General features: G+C 55.4%; 21 protein-coding genes, 1 tRNA gene and 1 pseudogene. 6 read left to right on the forward strand and 17 right to left on the reverse strand.

What is annotated here, in order from left to right; translation table 11 throughout:
- Positions 1 to 24 precede the first annotated feature (24 nt).
- Both ACWKWE_RS07700 and ACWKWE_RS07705 read left to right on the forward strand, forming a co-directional pair.
- A complete protein-coding gene (locus ACWKWE_RS07700; protein ID WP_483850173.1) occupies positions 25 to 1263 on the forward strand; it encodes a saccharopine dehydrogenase family protein in 1239 nt (412 codons plus the stop codon).
- Positions 1264 to 1722: 459 nt separating this feature from the next.
- Positions 1723 to 2439, forward strand: coding sequence for an autoinducer binding domain-containing protein (locus tag ACWKWE_RS07705; protein WP_483850174.1), 717 nt, complete (start codon positions 1723 to 1725; stop codon positions 2437 to 2439).
- Between the two features lie 186 nt (positions 2440 to 2625).
- On the opposite strand, the gene ACWKWE_RS07710 is transcribed toward ACWKWE_RS07705, so the two are convergent.
- The 7 genes from ACWKWE_RS07710 to ACWKWE_RS07740 are packed head-to-tail and all read right to left on the reverse strand — an operon-like array spanning position 2626 to position 9401.
- The gene (locus ACWKWE_RS07710; protein ID WP_483850175.1) at positions 2626 to 3891 is read right to left on the reverse strand and encodes a cupin-like domain-containing protein; all 1266 of its coding nucleotides are present in this window, start codon (positions 3889 to 3891) and stop codon (positions 2626 to 2628) included.
- A gap of 6 nt (positions 3892 to 3897) precedes the next feature.
- On the reverse strand, positions 3898 to 5223 hold the full coding sequence (locus tag ACWKWE_RS07715; protein ID WP_483850176.1) for an MFS transporter: 1326 nt from the start codon (positions 5221 to 5223) through the stop codon (positions 3898 to 3900).
- Entirely contained in the window at positions 5216 to 6382 is a 1167-nt protein-coding gene (locus ACWKWE_RS07720; RefSeq protein ID WP_483850177.1) for a ThiF family adenylyltransferase, read from the reverse strand. Before ACWKWE_RS07720 ends, ACWKWE_RS07715 begins: the two co-directional genes overlap by 8 nt.
- Position 6383: 1 nt before the next feature.
- Positions 6384 to 6659 carry a hypothetical protein gene (locus ACWKWE_RS07725; RefSeq protein WP_483850178.1) on the reverse strand — a complete coding sequence of 92 codons (276 nt, stop codon included), beginning with the start codon at positions 6657 to 6659 and terminating at the stop codon, positions 6384 to 6386.
- Positions 6660 to 6676: 17 nt separating this feature from the next.
- Positions 6677 to 7426, reverse strand: a complete 750-nt coding sequence (locus ACWKWE_RS07730; protein ID WP_483850179.1) for an aKG-HExxH-type peptide beta-hydroxylase — start codon at positions 7424 to 7426, stop codon at positions 6677 to 6679.
- 7 nt (positions 7427 to 7433) lie between these two features.
- Positions 7434 to 8099 carry a TfuA-like protein gene (locus ACWKWE_RS07735; protein ID WP_483850180.1) on the reverse strand — a complete coding sequence of 222 codons (666 nt, stop codon included), beginning with the start codon at positions 8097 to 8099 and terminating at the stop codon, positions 7434 to 7436.
- A 12-nt stretch (positions 8100 to 8111) separates the two neighbouring features.
- Positions 8112 to 9401, reverse strand: coding sequence for a YcaO-like family protein (locus tag ACWKWE_RS07740; protein WP_483850181.1), 1290 nt, complete (start codon positions 9399 to 9401; stop codon positions 8112 to 8114).
- A gap of 801 nt (positions 9402 to 10202) precedes the next feature.
- On the opposite strand from ACWKWE_RS07740, the pseudogene ACWKWE_RS07745 reads away from it, so the two are divergent.
- Positions 10203 to 10501 (forward strand): annotated as a pseudogene (locus ACWKWE_RS07745) (saccharopine dehydrogenase); the annotation flags it as partial.
- A gap of 63 nt (positions 10502 to 10564) precedes the next feature.
- Here the strand turns inward: ACWKWE_RS07745 and hepT are convergent.
- From hepT to dapA, 6 genes are all read right to left on the reverse strand, one after another.
- A complete protein-coding gene (gene hepT, locus ACWKWE_RS07750; protein WP_483850182.1) occupies positions 10565 to 10981 on the reverse strand; it encodes a type VII toxin-antitoxin system HepT family RNase toxin in 417 nt (138 codons plus the stop codon).
- Positions 10982 to 11043: 62 nt separating this feature from the next.
- Positions 11044 to 11133: transfer RNA gene (locus tag ACWKWE_RS07755), tRNA-Ser, on the reverse strand.
- 90 nt (positions 11134 to 11223) lie between these two features.
- Entirely contained in the window at positions 11224 to 11937 is a 714-nt protein-coding gene (gene purC / locus ACWKWE_RS07760) for a phosphoribosylaminoimidazolesuccinocarboxamide synthase (protein ID WP_166596357.1), read from the reverse strand.
- 60 nt (positions 11938 to 11997) lie between these two features.
- Positions 11998 to 12756 carry an MBL fold metallo-hydrolase gene (locus ACWKWE_RS07765; protein WP_483850183.1) on the reverse strand — a complete coding sequence of 253 codons (759 nt, stop codon included), beginning with the start codon at positions 12754 to 12756 and terminating at the stop codon, positions 11998 to 12000.
- The gene (locus tag ACWKWE_RS07770) at positions 12757 to 13872 is read right to left on the reverse strand and encodes an NlpB/DapX family lipoprotein (protein WP_483850184.1); all 1116 of its coding nucleotides are present in this window, start codon (positions 13870 to 13872) and stop codon (positions 12757 to 12759) included.
- Positions 13873 to 13889: 17 nt separating this feature from the next.
- Entirely contained in the window at positions 13890 to 14768 is an 879-nt protein-coding gene (gene dapA / locus ACWKWE_RS07775; RefSeq protein WP_166596354.1) for a 4-hydroxy-tetrahydrodipicolinate synthase, read from the reverse strand.
- Positions 14769 to 15081: 313 nt separating this feature from the next.
- Here dapA and ACWKWE_RS07780 point away from each other — a divergent pair, with 313 nt between their 5' ends.
- The gene (locus tag ACWKWE_RS07780; protein ID WP_483850185.1) at positions 15082 to 15645 is read left to right on the forward strand and encodes a glycine cleavage system transcriptional repressor; all 564 of its coding nucleotides are present in this window, start codon (positions 15082 to 15084) and stop codon (positions 15643 to 15645) included.
- Positions 15646 to 15655: 10 nt separating this feature from the next.
- On the forward strand, positions 15656 to 16129 hold the full coding sequence (locus tag ACWKWE_RS07785) for a peroxiredoxin (protein ID WP_401149262.1): 474 nt from the start codon (positions 15656 to 15658) through the stop codon (positions 16127 to 16129).
- 171 nt (positions 16130 to 16300) lie between these two features.
- On the opposite strand, the gene ACWKWE_RS07790 is transcribed toward ACWKWE_RS07785, so the two are convergent.
- Positions 16301 to 17371, reverse strand: a complete 1071-nt coding sequence (locus ACWKWE_RS07790; RefSeq protein ID WP_166596351.1) for an AI-2E family transporter — start codon at positions 17369 to 17371, stop codon at positions 16301 to 16303.
- A gap of 49 nt (positions 17372 to 17420) precedes the next feature.
- Entirely contained in the window at positions 17421 to 17672 is a 252-nt protein-coding gene (locus ACWKWE_RS07795) for a sulfurtransferase TusA family protein (protein ID WP_166596350.1), read from the reverse strand.
- Between the two features lie 146 nt (positions 17673 to 17818).
- Here ACWKWE_RS07795 and ACWKWE_RS07800 point away from each other — a divergent pair, with 146 nt between their 5' ends.
- Entirely contained in the window at positions 17819 to 19252 is a 1434-nt protein-coding gene (locus ACWKWE_RS07800; RefSeq protein ID WP_483850186.1) for a M48 family metalloprotease, read from the forward strand.
- A 134-nt stretch (positions 19253 to 19386) separates the two neighbouring features.
- On the opposite strand, the gene nadA is transcribed toward ACWKWE_RS07800, so the two are convergent.
- Entirely contained in the window at positions 19387 to 20445 is a 1059-nt protein-coding gene (nadA, locus tag ACWKWE_RS07805) for a quinolinate synthase NadA (protein WP_483850187.1), read from the reverse strand.
- A gap of 259 nt (positions 20446 to 20704) precedes the next feature.
- Positions 20705 to 21370 (reverse strand): O-methyltransferase, encoded by a 666-nt coding sequence (locus ACWKWE_RS07810; RefSeq protein WP_166596347.1) that lies wholly within the window; start codon positions 21368 to 21370, stop codon positions 20705 to 20707.
- Positions 21371 to 21450 lie beyond the last annotated feature (80 nt).

The following is a 21450-nucleotide window of genomic DNA, read 5'->3' on the forward strand; positions in this document are numbered from 1 at the left end:
TGGCAGAAAGGAGAGAGAAATAAATTGAAGAAGAACGTTCTTATCATTGGTGCGGGAGGTGTCGCCAAGGTGGTGGCCCACAAGTGCGCGCAGCACAACGACGAACTCGGTCGTATTGCTATCGCGTCGCGTAACATCTCCAAGTGCCAGGCCATCATCGACAGCGTCAACGCCAAAGGCAGCCTCAAGCAGCCTGCGGAGATCAAGGCCTACGCCCTGAATGCGCTGGACATCGAAGCGACCAAGTCGCTGATTCTGGAAACCGAATCACAGATCGTGATCAACGTTGGTTCCTCGTTCCTCAACATGTCTGTCCTGCGTGCCTGCATCGACACTGGCGTGGCTTATCTGGACACCGCGATCCACGAAGAGCCGGGCAAAGTGTGCGAAACGCCGCCCTGGTACGGCAACTACGAGTGGAAACACCTCGAAGAGTGCCAACAGAAAAACATCACCGCCATCCTCGGCATCGGCTTCGACCCGGGCGTGGTCAACGCCTACGCAGCCCTGGCGCAGCAAGACTATTTCGACCGCATTGATTCGATCGACATCCTCGACGTCAATGCTGGCTCACATGGCAAATACTTTGCCACCAACTTCGACCCGGAAATCAACTTCCGCGAATTCACCGGACAGGTGTGGAGCTGGCAGAACAGCCAGTGGACCAGCAACACCATGTTCGAAGTCAAACGCACGGACGACCTGCCCGTCGTCGGCGCCCAAGACCTTTACCTCACCGGCCACGATGAAGTGCACTCGATTTCGAAAAATCTCGACGTGCCCAACGTGCGCTTCTGGATGAGCTTCGGCGCCCATTACATCAACGTATTCACCGTCCTGAAAAACCTCGGCCTGTTGTCCGAACAGCCGGTCAAAACCGCTGAAGGCGTCGAAATCGTTCCGCTGAAAGTGGTCAAGGCCGTGCTGCCAGACCCTGCCTCGCTGGCACCGGGTTACACCGGCAAGACCTGCATCGGTGACCTGGTCAAAGGCACCAAGGACGGCAAAGCGCGCGAAGTGTTCATCTACAACGTCGCCGACCACGAAGAAGCCTTCGCCGAAACCGACAGCCAAGGCATCTCCTACACCGCAGGTGTCCCACCCGTCGCCGCCGCCCTCCTCGTCGCCCGTGGCGAGTGGGACGTGAAGCGCATGGTCAACGTCGAAGAACTGCCTGCCAGGGCGTTCCTGAAAGCCCTCGATGTGATGGGTCTGGCGACCCGCGTCAAAGATGAGAACGGCGACCGTCCTTGGGACAAATAAGTTCTCAGATCGATCCCGGACATGAGGTGCGCCCCCCCCCCCCGGGGCGCACCTTTCAATAACGTCCTAGAGACGAATAATCAAAACCGCAAGACTCCCAGCCTTCGCTCCCTTCTACGAGCGATAACTCAAAAATATCCGCCCGCAAATAAGCCATCGTCCTTTAAACCAATACCGTGGTCTATCGAATTGCTCACGCCTTGATTACTCTCTAGAAGGGAAGCAACCGTACCTACCTAAAAGTTCGCAAGTCGGCCAAATAGGGCGCTTGCGAGATTTTCCTGTAAGTTTCTGCCTACAAAAAACAACATATAGCCTGACATGATAGAGCAGCTTGATGGGCTTTTCGCTCATTGATCAACGCTGATAGCATTCAAAACAAGATCAGCGCGAGCAGCATCACGCCTCTCAACAAACACATCAAAGTGGAACCCTGCTTAAAAATAGAGGAATACTTACATGGAGCTGTATTTATCATGGAAAAAACAACTCGATCAGAACACCGCACAAATTAAAAGCACAACCGATTTGGTTGGAGTTTCTATAAAACTCTGCAAAGCACTAGGCTTTGATTTCTTTGCGTATTCGGTCTGCGACACAGTCCCATTTACGCGCCCTAAAATTAAAATACTAAGCAACCTCTCTTCACAGTGGTTACACTGCTATGAAAAAAACAACTACGCGACTGTAGACCCAACAATACGTCACTGCAGGTCTTCATTCGAGACTCTCCGCTGGGATGAAAATCTATTTAAAGACTGCCCTCAGTTGCGGAAAGACGCAAACAAACATCACATGAGTATTGGTATAACACAGCCTTCCTTCAACGTAGGAACCTGTGTTGGCCTGCTTTCTTTGTCTAGAACCGAAAGAGCCATTAGCGATACAGAGCTTCAAAACTTAAAGCCGACAATCAAGGCTTTTACTGAAACCTTCTACAGCTGGGCATCCGAACTTAATAAATCACTTATAACTCCCGCAATTATCGACCTCAGGAAAAAAGAAAAAGAAATTCTAAGATGGGTGGCCGATGGAAAGACGTCTGAAGAAATTGGCCGTATCCTAGACGTTACCGCAGACACAGTAAATTTTCACATACGAAATGTTCAAAAAAAACTGGGCACATGCAATCGAGTCCAAGCGGTTACATATGCAGTCGCGCAAGGGTATATTTAAAGTTGAATTATTCAGCAAAATTCAGATCAAGCATCGAAACGATCATACAAGACATCAACAACAGCAGCGCAGCAAAATTTATTAATAAACGATTGAATAATACACATGGCTAGTCGCTTGTTGCTATGCAATATTCAAGTAGCTACCCCATAGGTGCTACCAGCAGACCACGGGGCATCTAAAATCTCAAGCAGTTACGTCAATGACAGCCTGAGCATACAACCACCGAACTACATCCAATACGCTCTCATCGCTGGGTAGGTCGGATAACAGTCGCGCGACCGTTACATATGTGTTGATCTGAAGCAGCATCACTAAGCTCTGCGTCGATTGAAAATTATCTACGCGCATCATCCCGCCTCCTGCGAAGAGTATCCCCTCCGTAGAGCTCAGCGCCAGCAAATATAAAGGACTGTCTGGTCGCCCCCTGACTCGTGTGCTGGGCCAGTGTAAGGTAGCGCGATGAACAAAATTTCGGTTTCGAATAACGCCATTGGCGGACAGCTTGAGTAGCATCTGAATTTTGCTGTTATTTTTGATCGCTTCGATAAGCTCCACCACCTCATGTGGTAATTGCACTTCCGCCAAAGATCCAAATACCGTACCAGGAAAACGGTTTATGGCGCCCAACTGGGCGTCACCCGCCGCCGAGGCCATGGAGGCCTTGATCGGATTTTCACAAAAAGTCTTCGCAGTGCCATGACTAAACATACCGACAGATACCGTCAAAGTAGTTTCAAGCTCTTCAAGTTTGTTGTAATGCCACCACCCTGCCGGAATGAAAAAAATCTCACCCGCAGCTACCTCATAAACAAAGGCATCGGCCGCATAGGAGCTAACATCAACGTGCCCAAAACACACACCATTTAGCGCACTTTTTCTCTCAAGCGCCATGCTTTCAAAATACTCTGGTGGCCAAATCATTATGCGCTTACGGCCATATACCGGAAATAGAAACGTGTCACAGGAGTCGTTATGCAAACCAATCCAGGTTGAGCTGTACCTACCGCCGATAAAGACTGCGTTGGCCCCAGGATAAGGGACGCCGTAACGCTTGGTATACCCGTCAGCAAATGCTCGCAGCTTGGCAGTCACCGTACTGGAGTGTTTCAAACAATAATCGCGGGTGAAGGTAATTCCATGAGCATTATTTTGCGCCGCAAAACATCTGACAAAGGCTTCGAACCCTTCAAAGTCAACAGGAAATTCTGGCACTGCCGGTTGCTTGAGCATTTCCCCGTCAGCATTGACTGTCATGTCTCGTGACTCGACAATATTTCTAGCCAGCTGAAACACTTCATCCAAAGTAAAGAGCGGCCCTATTGACGTGCTTTGTTGCATCACCACCGGCCGTGATTTATTGTATGAAAGCCTAACAAAATCATCCCAAAAAGTAATAGGAACAATAGGCGCGCTATCTTCGATCATACTTGTAGTTACTATTGATTTCATTACTTATCACCTTCCATCCGGGAACGCATCAGGGTAAAAATCTTTATAGACATTTTTTATCTGACTATCGCTCATGGCAAGAACACGTACTAATTCCGCACTGAACATGTATGGAATAGTTGCCAGGATTATAATCACACCAAGGAGCACCATCGCGTAGCTCACACCAAACATCGCGGCAAATGCTCCACCGAACAAAGTACCAAAAGGAATGATCATCCCGGACACAAATGACGTTGCTGATCCGATCCTGTTTCTAAAATTATCCGGGGTCGCCAACATCCGCACAGTAGACGTGTTGACAGTAACCATCACCAAGCCGATGCCACCGATAAATAGCAGGGGAACTGTCACACTCGCGAACCACCATGGATGGAGGTGAAAAACACGTGTAAATACCCCACAGCCAGATATTGTCAAACCCACCAACAGGAAACCCGCGAACACTACGTTTGATCTACCCCAACGACGGTTGGCGCGTACGACCCATGCCAAACTTCCCGTCAGCAACCCCACGGCAAACGCTCCCTCAGTGACCGCAATCAGCCATAAGTCACTGGGAAAGTAGCGATTGATCAAAATAGGAAACAGCACTGCAAACAGTGGATACAGTGAAAAGTTCACGATAAACGCCAGCACGCTAAGACTCCATTCTGGTTTGACCTTATAGAGCGCTGAAAACCCCTCCCGCGTGCGCTGATACCACCGAACTAGATAGGGCGCCTGCTGCAAATCGCGGCTCAAAGCTCTCGCTGGCACCCTGACCCAAAGAACTGAAAACAGTGCTGCAAGCCCCGCCAACACGTTGAGCCAAAGCGTCCCAAGCACACCTAAGGGCCCAAGTAGGATGCCTGCAGCAAGAGGCCCCATCAGAGCCGAAGAAGATCCAACGATACTTCTCAACCGCACTGCGTCGCTGAGTCTTTCAGGTGTCACCAAGGATGAGGTTAAGCTCATCTGCAGCGGATCACGAATACCAATGCTGACGCCCGAAACCGCTAGGCACAGACCAATCAAAAGTGGTTGGTAGACATCCAGGGTACTAAGCATGGCCAATATCAGTGTCATCGCCGCGCTGGTGCCATAACAGCAGGCAAGAAGACGCTGCCGGTGATATTGATCCCCCAGCCAGCCAAACAGTGCGCGCGACAGCACATCGGCCAAAGTCGCGATGGCCACAAAGGTAGAGAACGCAACGGGATCCCCGGTCTTGCCTAACACCCACCAGGCAATGGCAAACTGTCCGCAGCGGGCGCCTATAGCGTTCAAAAAGGCGGCAATCTGGGTACGATAGAAATCCCAACCCAACCCATTAAGAGACACACTATTCATCGTGCGGTCCAGCCATACTCAAGCGTTCTCGGCAACCGGCAGCGATGTATCCGTCCAGCCCCCCGGTCAAACTGCGGCAGTGATCTTCCCCGACAATAGCCATGATCTTATTCAACGCCTTCAAACTTCGCACGCCAGTTTTGCAGTAAATAACCGTATCGATGGCTTCCACCGGATGTGAAAGACGCAGACGCCCATCAATCAACGGTATGTTGATGCCGCCAAGTGATATTGCTGAATGCTCGTGATGGTCCCGTACATCAATCAACTGCACCGGTTCGCCTGAGCGCAAACGCCGCTCTAACTCATGAGCCGAAATTGAATACTCTGAGCCGATAGCCAACTCACATCGAGCAGTTACAGCTCGGGGCGAGGAGATGGATGGTTGCTTTCCACTGAGAGGATTAGCCTCCCGATGACGCATTAAAATATTGCGCATCTGCAAGCTCAGCGCATCAAACAATGTCATCTTGTCTGCTAATGACTCACCCAGTCCGACTAGAATCCTTATCGTCTGCAAGGCCTGCAGCGAACCTATAATACCCGGCAACACTCCAAGCACACCGGCCTCGCCACAGTTCTCGGACAGCCCAGCGGGAGGCGGCTCGGGAAAAATATCCCGCAGATTGGTTGATCGCCGACCATCGGTATTCGTCACATTGAAAACAGCGGTCTGGCCTTCAAACTGACTGATCGACGCATATACCAGAGGCTTCCCCAAGAGGTAACACGCATCATTGAGAAGGTACTTTGTAATAAAATTGTCAGTACCGTCCAGAACAACATCATATTGCTGCACATAGTCCATGACATTATCTTCGTCAAGACGACCATGAAAATGCTCAATATCGATATATGGATTGTTGCCAAGCAGTTTTTTCCGCGCTACTGCGCCTTTGGCCTCCCCGACGTCATCGATCCCGAACAATAACTGGCGATGCAAGTTGCTGACCTCTACCGTGTCGTCCTCAACAATACCAATATGGCCGACCCCTGCTGCCGCGAGATACATCAGGGCGGGACAGCCCAATCCGCCAGCCCCAACTACTAATACCTTGCCGGCCTTGAGACAGGCTTGGCCTTGGACCCCGAAGTCGTTGACCAAAAAATGCCGGGAATACTGAGCCTGCTCACCTCGGCTGAATAATTCATCATGCATATCAACCTCCCGCCACAGCGCTAATAATTAGAACAATGGAATTAGGCGTTAGAGAAATCTCCTGCCACGGGTCTTCATCTGCGTACGGAATGTTGTCGATGACTAGACTGACAAACGGTTTCAGGCGGTAGCTGCCATCTACAATAGAATTGAACAACAACGGTTCATCATTCCGAAGTTCATCCATCAACTGTTGAGCGTTGGTACACGCCGACATCCAGGATTTGCGGCCATCAGTAAAATTAGAAAACTGACTGGCAATAGTGATATGAGTCATTCGATGATTCCTTCTGGTCACATGGTAAAATCCTGATAGAAGTCATTCAAAGCGCGAGCTACTAGACTTCCCATGGGGGTGAAACTTGGCCTCTGCGATGCAATATCGAGGCATCCGGCCAGGTACTGACGCAGGTAAGCCTGCCGACTGGAAGAGGCCGACTGATTGTTCTGGCGACGATAAAACTTCAGAGCCGCTGCGGCAAAATGCGCGGCCGCCATTACCCCTCTCAATGTCTTACCACTCGTCCCCGACGGCAATACATAGTCCCTCGGGGCATCTTCCGTCTGCAGGTCATAAGCCTCCATCACGAAATTTAGCCAGACATGCGCATGTTCATGTACCAATACCTCCTCAAGAGGAATGTTCGACTCAAATGCACGTTTCCCGAGATAAATTGTCTGCGGGATCAAGGCACTGGTCGAACTGCTCATCGGCTGCACCAGCTTTCGATAGCGAATCGGAATCGCAAAAAAACAGCGCCAACCCTCATTCGTTTGGCAGACATTAGCGGTAGCTGCAGTGATTTTTTGTTGTTCCAGACTCGAGCAGGGAGTCGACTCAAATTCATCGACCTGACTTCTGGCTAAGCGTTTGTACAAGGCCCGAGCATTTTCCGGCAGCAGATAATCAGCCAAGACTTCGTGGGCATCCGGCTCAGAGTTTCGCCGGATACACGCAACAGCAGTCAGCAAGATCGTGGCTTGGGCGTCATCGTTAATGAAAGGCAAGCCGCCTATAGCTTCAAAAAATGCTTGAGCGTTCATTGGCTGTTCAACTCAGACAATTGGTGCGCCAGCACCGGGACAACAGAAAATTGTGCAAGTCTTGGCTTTTGATCCGGAAGGCCTCGAAGCCTGACAGCGCGTCTTCGACGTCGTGAACCGACATATTGCCAGTCTCCAGCAGTAGTCTTTTCAACCTAGCCAGAGTTCGCTCCGCATACCATCGCTCTTTCAAATCGCTTACGATTGCCAAAGCATTTTCCGGGGAAAGAAACTGTTTTTCCCGTAACGTACTGACAAAACTACGAATGTGTATTAGCGGTTCTGACATTGCACGATAAGGCGAGTCAATTTCATGAACCAACGTCACTTCGTCATCATCAAACTCGATGTCGTCGCAATATTGTCTGTAGACGCCCCCGTAACCTCGCATCCCCAACAAACGCATCTCGCATGCCCTAATAGCCCCCATTGACGCTAGGCCCCAAACGGCCCATCCCTTCTGAATTGCACGCCGAATTTCGATATGGCCCACCGAGGGAAAGCTGTGAAAAGTACCATCCACAATCGCGATGGAGCCTGGAAGGGGCGATTCGTCTACCAGCGATTTGATATCACCCCGCCTGGCGGGAGGATGCACAATGATTTCGCACTGTTCGGCTAGAACTTGTCTCAGACCTGATGCCGTAGGCCCTACGAATAGATGCAGCGTCATATTTTCCCCGTCTTAACGTGCGATGTAGCGAAACAGACGACGGCCTGCGCGTTTGAGCGCAGGCTGGAATGACTCCATGCCCGGAATGACAATCTTAACTACAGCCAGCGGTGAATCCTTTTTGCTCAGTACTACTCGCATAACTTGGCTGAAGCCATTGTTTCTCAGCCGTTCGAGCAGGCATCCAAGCGCTGAATCTATGCTTTGGGTTTCGTGGCTAGCATCTTCGATAGAAGAGAAGTCGATAGCCCCAACACTGTCGTTAACGTCGTGCCGCAAGCGAGCAACAGCATCGAGTTCGGCCTGACGGCTATCGGCGCTGAAATAGTTAAACCGCTCGATCAAGTCGTCCCGACCGCCGTGAATGTATGACAGACGCGACTGCGCCGCCTCGGCTAGGCCCCTGACCGCTGCAATATCACGACACAAATGCAAACCGGAGCCACAGGAAATTGCGATAGGCGCATCATTGGAAGGTTCCAGGATGAACCCTTGGAAATAAGGAAGCTTGACGACACTCGGAGTGTATCTGAGCACCGCTATTAACCCTGCCTGCTCGACACGTTCGAACAATGGATCCAGCGTTTCGACCGAACAATCACGCCGAACCAGGCTTGAGCTATTTTTCATGAAGTTCAATGCCTGAACATCGCGCTCGATGATTTCGGCGATGCCATGCACACTGGCCTCATCTACGGTATTCCCAGAGCTCAGGCCATTAGTGCTGGTGCCGAAAATACGCTGGCCCGGATTTTCGCTAAACGGAGAAAACACCAATTCGGCAGGAATTGCGAATAGTTTTCCGGTGGCAATGTCCTGTGCATGGACACACGCCAGTGGGCCATCGATATCTATTGACTTACCAAGGATGGGACAAAAGTCGACAAACCTGTAAGCAAAACCCGCTTGCCCCCCGACTTTTCGAGGCGTTGATAAAAAGACATCGATGTTTCTGTTGCGATACTCTGCGATGGCAAATTCAATTGCCTCCATGTACGCCCCCACCTGTGCCTCTTCGGCACGCATACCTTTACCCGCGCTGACCCACAATGAGCCTTCAACTGCATCTGGGCGAATACTTGCGAAAACCGGGATGCCAATTTTATCTAACCATGTCGTATTCGTGACACGAGTAATGCCAAACTGCAAGGCAAGCTGCCTGGCATGGACCAACGTTTCAGACAGTGATGCTTTACGCAAACTTGAAGTCATGCGATACATGTTAAAGCCTGTGCAAACGTTCAAATTCAGATGCACGCCGCTCAAAAGCTTGAACAGCGTGCGCTCATTACTTACTTGCAACCTTCCTCGATATCGGCGGAGATATTATTATTTGATTCGTGAATCACGAATCCTGCGCGCATCTGGCCTCATCGTTCAGAATATCGGCAAACGCCTCGACTGCAGCGGCGTCGAGTACAAAACCTTCTTGAGCTTCAGTGTTCATTTATATCTCCTTAATTTCTTTATGTGCCTTTATTGGCTACCATTCTCTTTAGAGCAAAACTAGAAATGTCGCTCACAATTCAACTTAACTTTAAGAGAGTGATGAGAACCTTACTCCGTCACTAAAAAGCTCTCAACTACAAGATCTAGTAGGTAAGCCAAGGCTGTTGCATACTGATTTTTCTGCTTTTGAAGCACAGATATTAATTAAAGCGCCTACCGTAGTGATCCTGCCAGTTCATATCGAATATGAGGGTGATCAGTGCTCGTACGATAAGCAAGCTCTAGGACAAGAGTCCTGAACGGGCACGCGCTGCTTTGTCTTGTGCTCCGGCATTACTCGTTAGCAAATCATCAACCGTAATATGTCCACTACTTCAAATGTCTCCTTACAAACCGGCTCGGGCCTCATCCAGCGCTGTCTTGTTACTCAGCACGACAACCTAAAACGGCTCGATGGAGTTAACCTCCGCCCATAGACGCTGAACTTTAGGAGTATCTGGTATAGCAACACCGAAGAGGCTGCGCCTATTTCCACCTGATCTACAGCCCCCCCGCCCGCGATATCGGCTAGTGCGCCTGTCAGGTGCCATAGCGCTCCGGGATCACTTCTCCCGTTGAGGAGAATCGCAATATCACGGTCACCTTCAGGCCCAAAAGACCTGCATCGGTGACCTGGTCAAAGGCACCAAGACGGCAACGCGCGCGAAGTGTTCATCTACAACGTCGCCGACCACGAAGAAGCCTTCGCCGAAACCGACAGCCAAGGCATCTCCTACACCGCAGGTGTCCCACCCGTCGCCGCCGCCCTCCTAGTCGCCCGTGGCGAGTGGGACGTGAAGCGCATGGTCAACGTCGAAGAACTGCCTGCCAGGGCGTTCCTGAAAGCGCTGGACGTAATGGGTCTCCCGACCCGCGTCAAAGATGAGAACGGCGACCGTCCTTGGGATGAGTGAGTCGTAAGAAAAAAGTGCGCCCGGTTGGGCGCATTTTTTTGAGTGTTGTCTCTTCTCAGGTCGTCAGACCGCATCTCGCGTCAATACAAACGAGCTGAAACGGACAAAATCGTCTAGGTGCTGCGTGATGATTGCCACAGTGATGGGCAACTGGAGCGTCTGGTACTCGTGAACGGCGATATTCCGGTAGCCGACCATGTTTTTCATGATCGCCAAGAGAGACGGCTCCAGCCACCCGCCTCTGCACAGCAGTTCGAACACATCCCGAGCGCTTTGAGGAACGCCCAGCGTCTCTCTACGGATAAGGTGATGACCCATATCCAAAGCTGCTGCATATGCCCTCAGGATATTCAGAATCGCTGCATCATGGCGGGAGGGGTCGAGAAGAAATGTCGAGGGGTCCTTGTCGTATTCTTCTCGCGCTCTGGCAACGCAGCGAGTGATTATCGCTGCTTTGCTGGTCAGCACGTCGTCTGTCATGAGTCCATTCCAGAAAAACAAAAAAGCCCCTGAAGCATAACTTCAGGAGCTTTCATTTGTAATGGCGGAGAGATAGGGATTTGAACCCTAGGTACTGTCGCCAGTACAACGGATTTCGAATCCGTCCCGTTCGGCCACTCCGGCATCTCTCCAACGGCGCGCATCATAACAGCTTGTTAAAAAAACGCGAACCTTTTTCTCAAAATTTTCGCGTTTTTTCAGTCGCTTGCGGCGTTTCCGCTTTAAAGCGGGACGCCGAGGCGGTGGGCGACTTCTTCGTAGGCTTCGATGACGTCACCGAGGCCTTGGCGGAAGCGGTCCTTGTCCATTTTCTTCTTGGTGTCTTTGTCCCACAGCCGGCAGCCGTCCGGGCTGAATTCGTCGCCCAGGACGATGGAGCCGTCGCTGAACACGCCGAATTCGAGTTTGAAGTCGACCAGCAGCAGGCCGGCGTCGTCGAACAGTTTGCTCAGGACGTCGTTGACCTTGAGGGACAGTTCTTTCATGCGCGCCAGCTGTTCAGCGGTGCCCCAGCCGAACGCGACGACATGGGATTCGTTGATGAACGGGTCGCCCTTGGCGTCGTCCTTCAAGAACAGTTCGAAGGTGTATGGATTGAGCTTGATGCCCTCTTCGACGCCCAGGCGCTTGACCAGGCTGCCAGCGGCGTAGTTACGCACGACGCATTCGACCGGGATCATGTCGAGCTTCTTGACCAACACTTCGTTGTCGGCCAGCAGTTTGTCGAACTGGGTCGGAATGCCGGCCGCTTCGAGTTTCTGCATGATGAAGGCGTTGAACTTGTTGTTCACCATGCCTTTGCGGTCGAGCTGTTCGATGCGCTTGCCGTCGAACGCCGAGGTGTCGTTGCGAAACAGCAGGATCAAGCGGTCAGCGTCGTCGGTCTTGTAAACCGATTTGGCTTTGCCGCGGTAGAGTTCTTCACGTTTTTCCATGATGGGCTCCGCTTGCGAAATACTTGGGCCAGGTGCCCATTGAGAGTGATGTACGGGACGTCAGGCGATTTCACGCCAGTCGAGCCCTGAATCCTGATCGGCCAATTGTAGCCAGTCCGGGTCGCACCCGAGGGTGTCGACGAAACATTGCCGGGCCAGCTGCGGCAGGTTGTTCTTGCTGCTCAGGTGGGCCAGCACGAGGTGTTGCAGGCCTTGCCATCCCAGCTCGTTCACCAGACCCGCGGCCTGATGGTTGTTCAAATGCCCGTATTCCCCGCCGACCCGCTGTTTCAGGAAGTAGGGGTAGTGCCCGCGTGCGAGCAGGTCGCGACAGTGGTTGGACTCGATCATAAGGGCATCCAGTCCGCGATAGCTGTCGAGCACCGACGGACAGTACGACCCCAGGTCAGTCAGCAGGCCAAATCGCTTGCGCCCGTTGTTGAAGACGAACTGTGTCGGCTCCAGCGCATCATGGGCCACAGAGACCACATCGATGCTCAGGTCGCCAATCTGCACGCCCTGCCCGCCCGTCAGCCGGATACCCGCGTCAACCGGCTTGCGCATGCCGCGCAAGGTGCCGTCGCTGAGGTAGACCGGCACGTCGTAGCGCCGAGACAGCAAACCCACGCCATGCACGTGATCGGCATGTTCGTGGGTCACCATAATGGCGCTCAACTGTTGGCCGCTGATGCCCAGCCTGTCCAGCCGACGCTCTGTTTCCCGCAGGGAGAAACCGCAATCGACCAGCACGTACGTGTCGTTGCTCGCAACCAGCGTGCCGTTACCCCGGCTGCCGCTGCCCAGAACCGCGAAACGCACTTAACCGAGGTTGTCTTGAATGACGCTCAACACGCGGCGGGCGACTTCGACCGGCGCGACGGTGTTGATGTTCTTCTCAACGGTCACTTGGACGTTGTCGCCGACCTTGCTCAGGCGAACCTGATAACGGTCGGCGCGGGCTTCTTTCTGTTCCTTGGTCTCTTCACTGCCGAACATGCGGCCGAAGAAGCCTGGCTTGTTCTCAGGCTTGTCGGCCTTTTCTGCCAGGTTGATGTAGTACAGGCCCAGGCTGCGGTTGATGTCTTCAACGCGCCAGTCACCCTGATTCAAGGCACGGCCCACGCTGGACCATGCACGATCGAGGTCGGCGCCCAGGTTCAGGACCGGGTTGCCGCTGCCGTCTTCGCTCAGGGCGACACGGCTTGGGGTGTCGTAGTCACGTGCAGCCAGCAGCGAGACCGAACCGCCCTTCTCGGCGGTGCGGGTCAGGCTGGCGAGCATGTCGTCGGTCAGGACCGAATCCAGGCCCACGTTGGTGCTGCGCGACGGGAACGCAGAGTCTTCACTGCTGCCGACCGGGCGCTGAACGCTGACGATGTAGACTTCACTGGTGTTGCGCTGCACGCCCGGTTCGATGCGAACGCGCACGCGGGTTTCGGTGTTGGCGCTGTCACCCGTGCCGCCCATGCGCTTGGCCACGGCAGCGGACAGTTCGTCCATGCGCTGCCAGGTGGTGTTGAATTCACCGGTTTGCGGACGATCTTCGGCGATGCGGAAACCGTTGTCTTCGAAGTACTGGTGAGCCACAGGCCAGACTTCGGCCGGGGCACGCTGGGCCAGAATCCAGCGGTTGTCGCCGCTCTTTTGCAGGGTGTAATCACCGGAATCCTGAACAGTGGACAGCGGCTGCGGACGCGGTACGTTGAACTCACCCTTCTGCGTGTCGTCGGCCACGTTACGCGGGATCGGCAGCAGAGGGTCCAGGCGTTTGGCTTCCTGGACGCCTTCCGGCAATTGCATCGGGGGTTTCTGGGTCGCTTCCAGGTAATCGCTGCTGCGATCACGGAAGTACCCGTCCTGGCCAAACAGCCAGCTGCAACCGCTGGTGCTGGAGATAATCAGGGCTAGTGCGGAAAGTCCGGCCAGTCGCTTCATTGCGTAGTGCTTCCTCATTAAACCAATACGCCGGACTGGCGCAGGGCCTGACGTACCGGCTCGTGGCAGGACTCGCTGAGCCAGGTGAGCGGCAGACGGATACCGTCCGGCATCAAACCCATTTCGTGCAGAGCCCATTTCACAGGGATAGGGTTCGATTCGATGAACAGGGTCTTGTTCAGCGGCATCAGTTTTTCGTGGAGCGCGCGGGCGGTGGTGGCGTCACCGGCGATAGCGGCCTTGCACAAGTCGGCCATGTCGCGCGGGGCAACGTTGGCGGTCACGGAGATGTTGCCCTTGCCGCCGAGCAGGATCAGCTCGACTGCGGTGGCGTCGTCGCCCGAGTAGACCAGGAAGTCGCTGTCGACACCGGCGAGGATATCCTTGGCGCGCTGCATGTCGCCCGTGGCTTCCTTGATGGCGATGATGTTCTTGACCTTGGACAGACGGATCACGGTCTCGGCCTTCATGTCGCAGGAAGTGCGACCTGGCACGTTGTAGAGGATCTGCGGGATGTCCACGGCTTCGGCGATGTGCTTGAAGTGCTGGTACAGGCCTTCCTGGGTCGGCTTGTTGTAGTACGGCGTCACCAGCAGGCAGGCGTCGGCGCCAGCGTCCTTGGCGTTCTGGGTCAGCTCGACCGCTTCACGGGTGGAATTGGCGCCCGTGCCAGCGATGACCGGGATACGGCCCGCGACCTGTTTGACGACGTGACGGATCACTTCAATATGCTCGTTGACGTCGAGCGTCGCGGATTCACCTGTCGTGCCGACGGCCACAATGGCGTTGGTGCCCTCTTTCAGGTGAAAGTCCACCAGTTTGCTCAGGCTGTCCCAGTCAAGACGCCCCTGTGCATCCATAGGTGTGACCAGTGCCACCATACTGCCCGCAATCATGCAAACCGCTCCTGCCGGAAAAAGAGAGCGGTAATGGTACTGGCGCCATGATCCTTGCACAAGGCGAGCATTCCCCTGAGCGACGGTTTTCGCTACCCTTCTGTCTTTGATCGGTACTGGTCATCTGCGCAGCTCGTTCGACTGATCGCTTTCGTCGTTACAAAACCTGCTCCAGCCCCGCTCTTGCTCGATGTGACTGGCTCACGTCGGCCGCGAACGGCAACGGCCCGGGTCGATGTTACGAGTGTTTCGTCCGCCGGACCCGCCGCACAAGCCAAGAATGTACCGACCGCTCATCGCTTAGGAATGCTGCATGTCGTCCATCCCCACAGTTCGCGAACAATTCCTTGTCATCAGTGCCCTTGGCGCCAACCCAATGGAGCTGACCAACGTCCTGTGCCGCGCCAGTCATGAAAACCGTTGCTCGGTGGTCAGCTCGCGCCTCACTCGCCACGGCGAATGCAGTGCCCTGATCCTGCAGGTCTCCGGCAGCTGGGACGCACTGGCCCGCCTTGAGACCGGGCTGCCCAACCTGTCGAAGAAACACGACTTCATCGTCAATGTGGTGCGCAGCGCGACCCTGGAGAGCCGTCCGGAAGCCCTGCCCTACGTGGCCTACGTCAGCTCGGCGTACCGTCCGGACATCATCAATGAGCTGTGCCAGTTCTTCATCGACCACAACGTCGAGCTGGAAAACCTGATCTGCGACACCTACCAGGCGCCGCAGACCGGGGGCACGATGCTCAACGCGACGTTCACCGTGACGCTGCCGGCCGGCACGCAGATCAGTTGGCTGCGCGATCAGTTTCTGGATTTCGCCGATGCCCTCAACCTCGACGCGCTGATCGAACCATGGCGCCCGCAAGCACCGATGTAAGGAAACCCCAATGGCTGTAGAACTGGACACCCCCGTTGCCGACTTTCAGGTTCAGGCCACCAGCGATCAGGCCGTCAGCCTGTCGGCGCTAAAGGGTCAGCAAGTGGTCATTTATTTCTACCCCAAAGACAGCACCCCCGGTTGCACCACCGAAGGCCAGGGCTTTCGTGATCAGTACGCCGAGTTCAAGGCTGCCAACACGGTGGTGTTCGGTGTGTCCCGCGACAGCCTGAAATCCCACGAGAACTTCAAGGCCAAGCAGGAATTCCCCTTCGAACTGATTTCGGACAAGGATGAATCGCTGTGCCAGCTGTTCGACGTGATCAAGTTGAAGAAGCTGTACGGCAAGGAATACTTGGGCGTTGATCGCAGCACATTCCTCATCGACAAGAACGGCGTGCTGCGCAAGGAATGGCGTGGCGTGAAAGTGCCGGGGCATGTGGATGCGGTGCTGGAAGCGGCGCAGGTGTTGAATAAAGGCTGACCCTTTCGGATTTCATGCCCCAACGCAGCCCTTCACTGTGGGAGCGAATTCATTCGCGAGAGGGCATTTCAGGCCCTGGGTTTCTGTCGCCTGAGACATCCTTCGTCGGAATGCCGCCCAGAATGAATTCGCTCCTACAGACTCAGCGTCCCGGCTAACCTCAGGCGCCTGCTACAACAACGGCGCCACCGTCGGTTCATTGCGTGGCCATGCATCCAGCACGGCCTTGAACAGCGTCGCCAGCGGGATCGCGAAGAAAATCCCCCAGAACCCCCACAGCCCGCCAAACAACAGCACTGCGCAGATGATCGCCACTGGGTGCAGGCTCACGGTTTGCGAGAACAGCAACGGCACCAGCACGTTGCCGTCCAGGGTCTGAATGATCCCGTAAACCGCCATCAGATAGATGAACTGATCGCTCCAGCCCCACTGAAACAGCGCAATGAACGCCACCGGCACCGTCACCACGACCGCGCCGACATAGGGCACCACGACGGAAATACCCACCAGCATCGCCAGCAGCGCCGAGTAATTGAGGCCCATCGTGACGAAGGCGATGTAAGTCACCGCGCCACAGATGAAGATCTCGATGACTTTTCCTCGGATGTAATTGGCGATCTGCCGGTTCATTTCCTCGGCGACGCGGGTAATCAACGTACGCTCGCGAGGCAGGTACCCTCGGAACCAGCGACCAATCATCCGACGGTCCTTGAGGAAGAAGAACACCAGAATCGGCACCAGCACCAGGTAGATCATCATGTTGACCAGCAACGGCAAACTGGACAGCGAGAACGTCAGCGCCCATTGACCAAACTTGCCGATTTCGCCACGGGCCGCTTCGATCGCCTGCAAGACTTGCTCATCTGAGACCAGATGCGGATAACGCTCCGGCAGCAGCAACAGCAGCGACTGCCATTTGGCGAGCATGCCCGGCAACTCGTTGAACAGGGTGATCAACTGATGCCAGAGCAACGGCACCAGCACCAGCAGAAACAGCGCCAGCGCGCCCATGAATAACGCGAAAACCAGTCCCACCGCGCCGCCTTCCGGCATGCGCAGGCGTTCGAGTTGCACCACCATACCTTGCATCAGAAACGCCAGTACCAGCCCTGCCAGTACAGGTGCCAGCATGCCCCCCAAAGTCAGAACAACCGTGAACGCCAGAACCAACAGCACCGCCAGCACAACGGCCTCTTCATCCGAGAAGTAACGCTGCATCCAGTCGCGAAGCACTTTGAACATCGATGAACCTTTGGGGCAAAAAGGGGAGTAAGCGAAGGGGTAAAAACGGTCAGGCCTTGCGTAACCAGTACCGATAAACGCCGTCAGCGGCCTCTTCATGCAATAGCGCATGGCCAGACAGCTTGGCGAAGGTACGGAAGTCACGCTGCGAACCCGCATCGGTGGCGGTCACTTTGAGGACAGCGCCGCTCGCCAGACGGTTGAGTTCCATCTTGGCCTTGAGCAGTGGCAGCGGGCAATTCAGACCACTGGCGTCCAGCTCGGCATCGCTCGTCGCGGGGCGACCTACAGCGTCAGACATCTTTTCTCTCCGGGTAGACACATCAAATCGCACAGAAAATGGCGCTGGCTGAAGAATCTTCTTACAAGTTTGCAAGAATACCCCACTCTGGTCAGCAAGCCATTGAGCCAGCTACAGTAACGCCTTTCTGTCTCAGAGTTTCGTGCATGAATTTTCTGCGCCCCACACTGCTGACGCTCGCATGCCTGCTGGCGACCCCTGCGTTCGCGGACGACCTGCCCTCACTGGGCGACGCCAGCTCATCCATTGTTTCGCCGCAACAGGAGCACGACCTGGGCCGCGCATGGCTGGGGCTGCTTCGCGCGCAAGTGCCTCAACTGTCCGATCCGCAGTTGAAGGATTTCGTCGAGACGTCGGTCTACCGCCTCGCTGAAACCAGTCAGGTGCAGGATCGCCGGCTTGAATTCATCCTGATCAACACTCCCGAAATCAACGCCTTCGCCGCCCCCGGCGGGATCGTCGGCGTCAACGGCGGTCTGTTCCTGCACGCCGAAACCGAGGGCGAATACGCGGCGGTACTCGCGCACGAGCTGGCTCACTTGTCGCAACGCCACTTCGCCCGTGGCGTTCAGGCGCAACAGCGCATGCAGGTGCCGGTAATGGCCGCCATGCTCGCCGGTATCGTCATGGCCGTGGCAGGTGCCGGTGATGCGGGTATCGCTGCCATTGCCGGGACACAGGCTGCGGCGATTCAGGAACAAGCGCGTTTTTCCCGGCAGAACGAGGCCGAGGCGGACCGCATCGGCATCATGAATTTGGAGAAAGCCGGTTACGACCCGCGCAACATGCCGACCATGTTCGAGCGTCTGGCCCGTCAATACCGCTACGATGCCAAGCCGCCGGAGTTCCTGATGAGTCACCCGGTGACCGAATCCCGTATCGCCGACACCCGCAACCGTGCCGAACAGGCCAAACCGGGGGGCAAGGAGGACAGCCTCACTTACCAGCTGATGCGCGCGCGGGTCGTGCTGATTTATGAAGAAACACCGGGCATGGCCGCCAAGCGCTTCCGTGCGCAAATGGCCGAAAACCCGAAAAACGACGCCGCCCGCTACGGCCTCGCGCTGGCGCAAACCAAAGCCGGTCAGTTGAACGAAGCGAGAGACAGCCTCAAGCCACTGATCGAGAAGGCGCCGGACAACATCACCTACAACCTGGCCTTGATCAACCTGGACATCACCAACAACCGGTTCCCCGACGCGCAGCAGCGGGTGAACCGGATGCTGGACCTGTACCCGGACGATTACCCGCTGAATCAGGCCAAGGTCGATGTGCTGCTCAAACAGTCCAAGGCGCCGGAAGCGCTGAAAGCCCTTGAAACGCTGCTCAAAAATCGATCCGACGACCCGGACATCTGGAGTCAGGTGGCCGATGCCCGTGGTCTCTCGGGCAATACCATCGGTTCGCACCAGGCCCGCGCCGAGTATTTCGCGTTGATGGGTGACTTCAAACAAGCCGTTCAGCAACTGGAATTCGCCAAACGTCGGGCGAACAACAACTTCCAGCTGGCCTCAAGGATCGACGCGCGGCAGCAGGAAATCATCGCGCAAGAAAAGGCCGTCAAAGAACTCATGAACTAGGGGGGAGCAGCGGCGAGTTCCAAGCTTCAAGCTGCAAGAAAAAGCAGATTCGCTGCGGTCTTGCTTCCGGCGAGGAACTCGAACGTTGCGCTGCTTTCTCTTGCAACTTGTAGCTTGTAGCTCGTAGCTGCTTCTTACGCGTTGCCCGAGAGTTTGAGCCGCGCCGCCTGGGTGAAATCCAGCATCCGCTGCAACGGCCGGACGGCCTGGGGGATGATCGCCGGGTCGACGAAGATTTCGTTAGTGCCCTCACGCAGGCATTGCAGGGTGCGCGCCAGGGTGTTCATGGCCATCCACGGGCAGTGCGCGCAGCTGCGGCAGGCCGCGCCGTTTCCGGCGGTGGGGGCTTCGATGAAGATTTTGTCCGGGCACAGCTGCTGCATCTTGTAGAAAATGCCGCGGTCAGTGGCCACGATGAAGGTCTTGTTCGGCAGGGTCTGTGCAGCCTTGATCAATTGGCTGGTGGAGCCCACCGCGTCGGCCAGGTCGATCACCGATTCCGGCGATTCCGGGTGCACCAGAATGGCCGCGTCCGGGTACAGCGCCTTCATGTCTTCCAGCTGACGCGATTTGAATTCTTCATGGACGATGCACGCACCGTCCCACAGCAGCATGTCAGCACCGGTTTCACGCTGGATGTAGCGCCCCAAGTGTTTGTCCGGTCCCCAGACGATCGTCTCGCCGTTGTCCATCAGGCTTTCGACGATTTCCAGCGCGCAGCTTGAGGTCACGACCCAGTCTGCACGGGCTTTGACCGCCGCCGAGGTGTTGGCATAGACCACGACCGTGCGCTCGGGGTGCTTGTCGCAGAACGCCGTGAATTCATCGACGCCACAGCCCAGGTCCAGCGAGCAGGTCGCTTCGAGGGTCGGCATCAGAATGCGTTTTTCAGGGGTCAGGATTTTCGCGGTTTCGCCCATGAAGCGCACGCCGGCCACCAGCACAGTCTTGGCTGGATGGTTCTTGCCAAAGCGGGCCATTTCCAGCGAGTCGGACACACAACCGCCCGTCTCTTCGGCCAGCGCCTGAATCACCGGGTCGCAGTAATAGTGGGCGACCAGTACCGCGTCCTGGGCCTTGAGCTCGGCGGCGATCAGGCGTCGATACTCGGCTCCCTCTTCCGGGGTCAGGGGTTTGGGCTGTTTGGCGTCTAGATGCGCCTGCACCAGAAGGCGTTCGGAAATCTGTGTCATGTTCGCAGGACCTGAATGCGCGTAAGCGCGAACGTCGAGTTTACACCTGAACAACAGGCAACAAAGGGAGCGGAAAACCCTCACGGTCATGAAGTTTCCAGCCCTGTGCACGCGTCGTGGCGCATGCATCGGTGAGATCTCGCCGCGCACTTTCTCAGGCTCGACACCCTCGTCTGGAAGGCCCCGGCAGGAGGTGGCGCAAAGCGGCGGCGAATGTATCACGTAACCTGTTGAGCGTTCACTTACCGACGGCCGCGCCTCAGCCCAGGCGCATCGACAGCTCGACCTCATCGGCGAACGGGATCGACAGATAACCCTGCTCCACCGAGCGCACCCGTGCCAGGTAATCCGGGGCGTAATCGGCGTTGTCAGCGATGATCAGCGCGCCGGGACGCAGGCGGCTTTCCACCAGGCTCAGGATTTCCGGGTAGAGCGCCTTGGCGCCGTCGAGCAGCACCAGGTCGATGGAGTCCGGCAGGTCCTGGCCCAACGTTTTCAGGGCGTCGCCTTCGCGGATTTCCACCAGATCGAGCAAACCGCCTGCAACCAGATTGTCCCGCGCCTGGGCGACCTTGGACGATTCAAACTCGCTGGTGATCAACAGACCGCCGCCGTTATCACGCAGGGCCGCCGCCAGGTGCAGGGTCGAAATGCCAAACGAGGTGCCGAATTCGACCACCGTGCGGGCTTTGCAACTGCGCGCCAGCATGTACAGCAAGGCGCCGGTTTCGCGGGACACGGCCAGTGGGAAATCCTTGAGACGGCCATAGAACTCCAGATAATCGGTCTTGCTGCGCATCAGGCGCGAAAGATCTTCCTGGGACAACGTGGACAATTCCGAGCTGTTCATCGGGGATTGCTCGTCAGCCGCCGCGAACAGACGTTCCAAGAGCGGGGCAACAGGGCGAGTGGTCAATGTATTCATGGGATTCTCCGGTGTGAACGATGCGCAAATCACATCGCCGGAATAGAATGCGAGCAATCACTCACATTTGATAATCGCAT

The organism is Pseudomonas salicis (assembly GCF_057128705.1).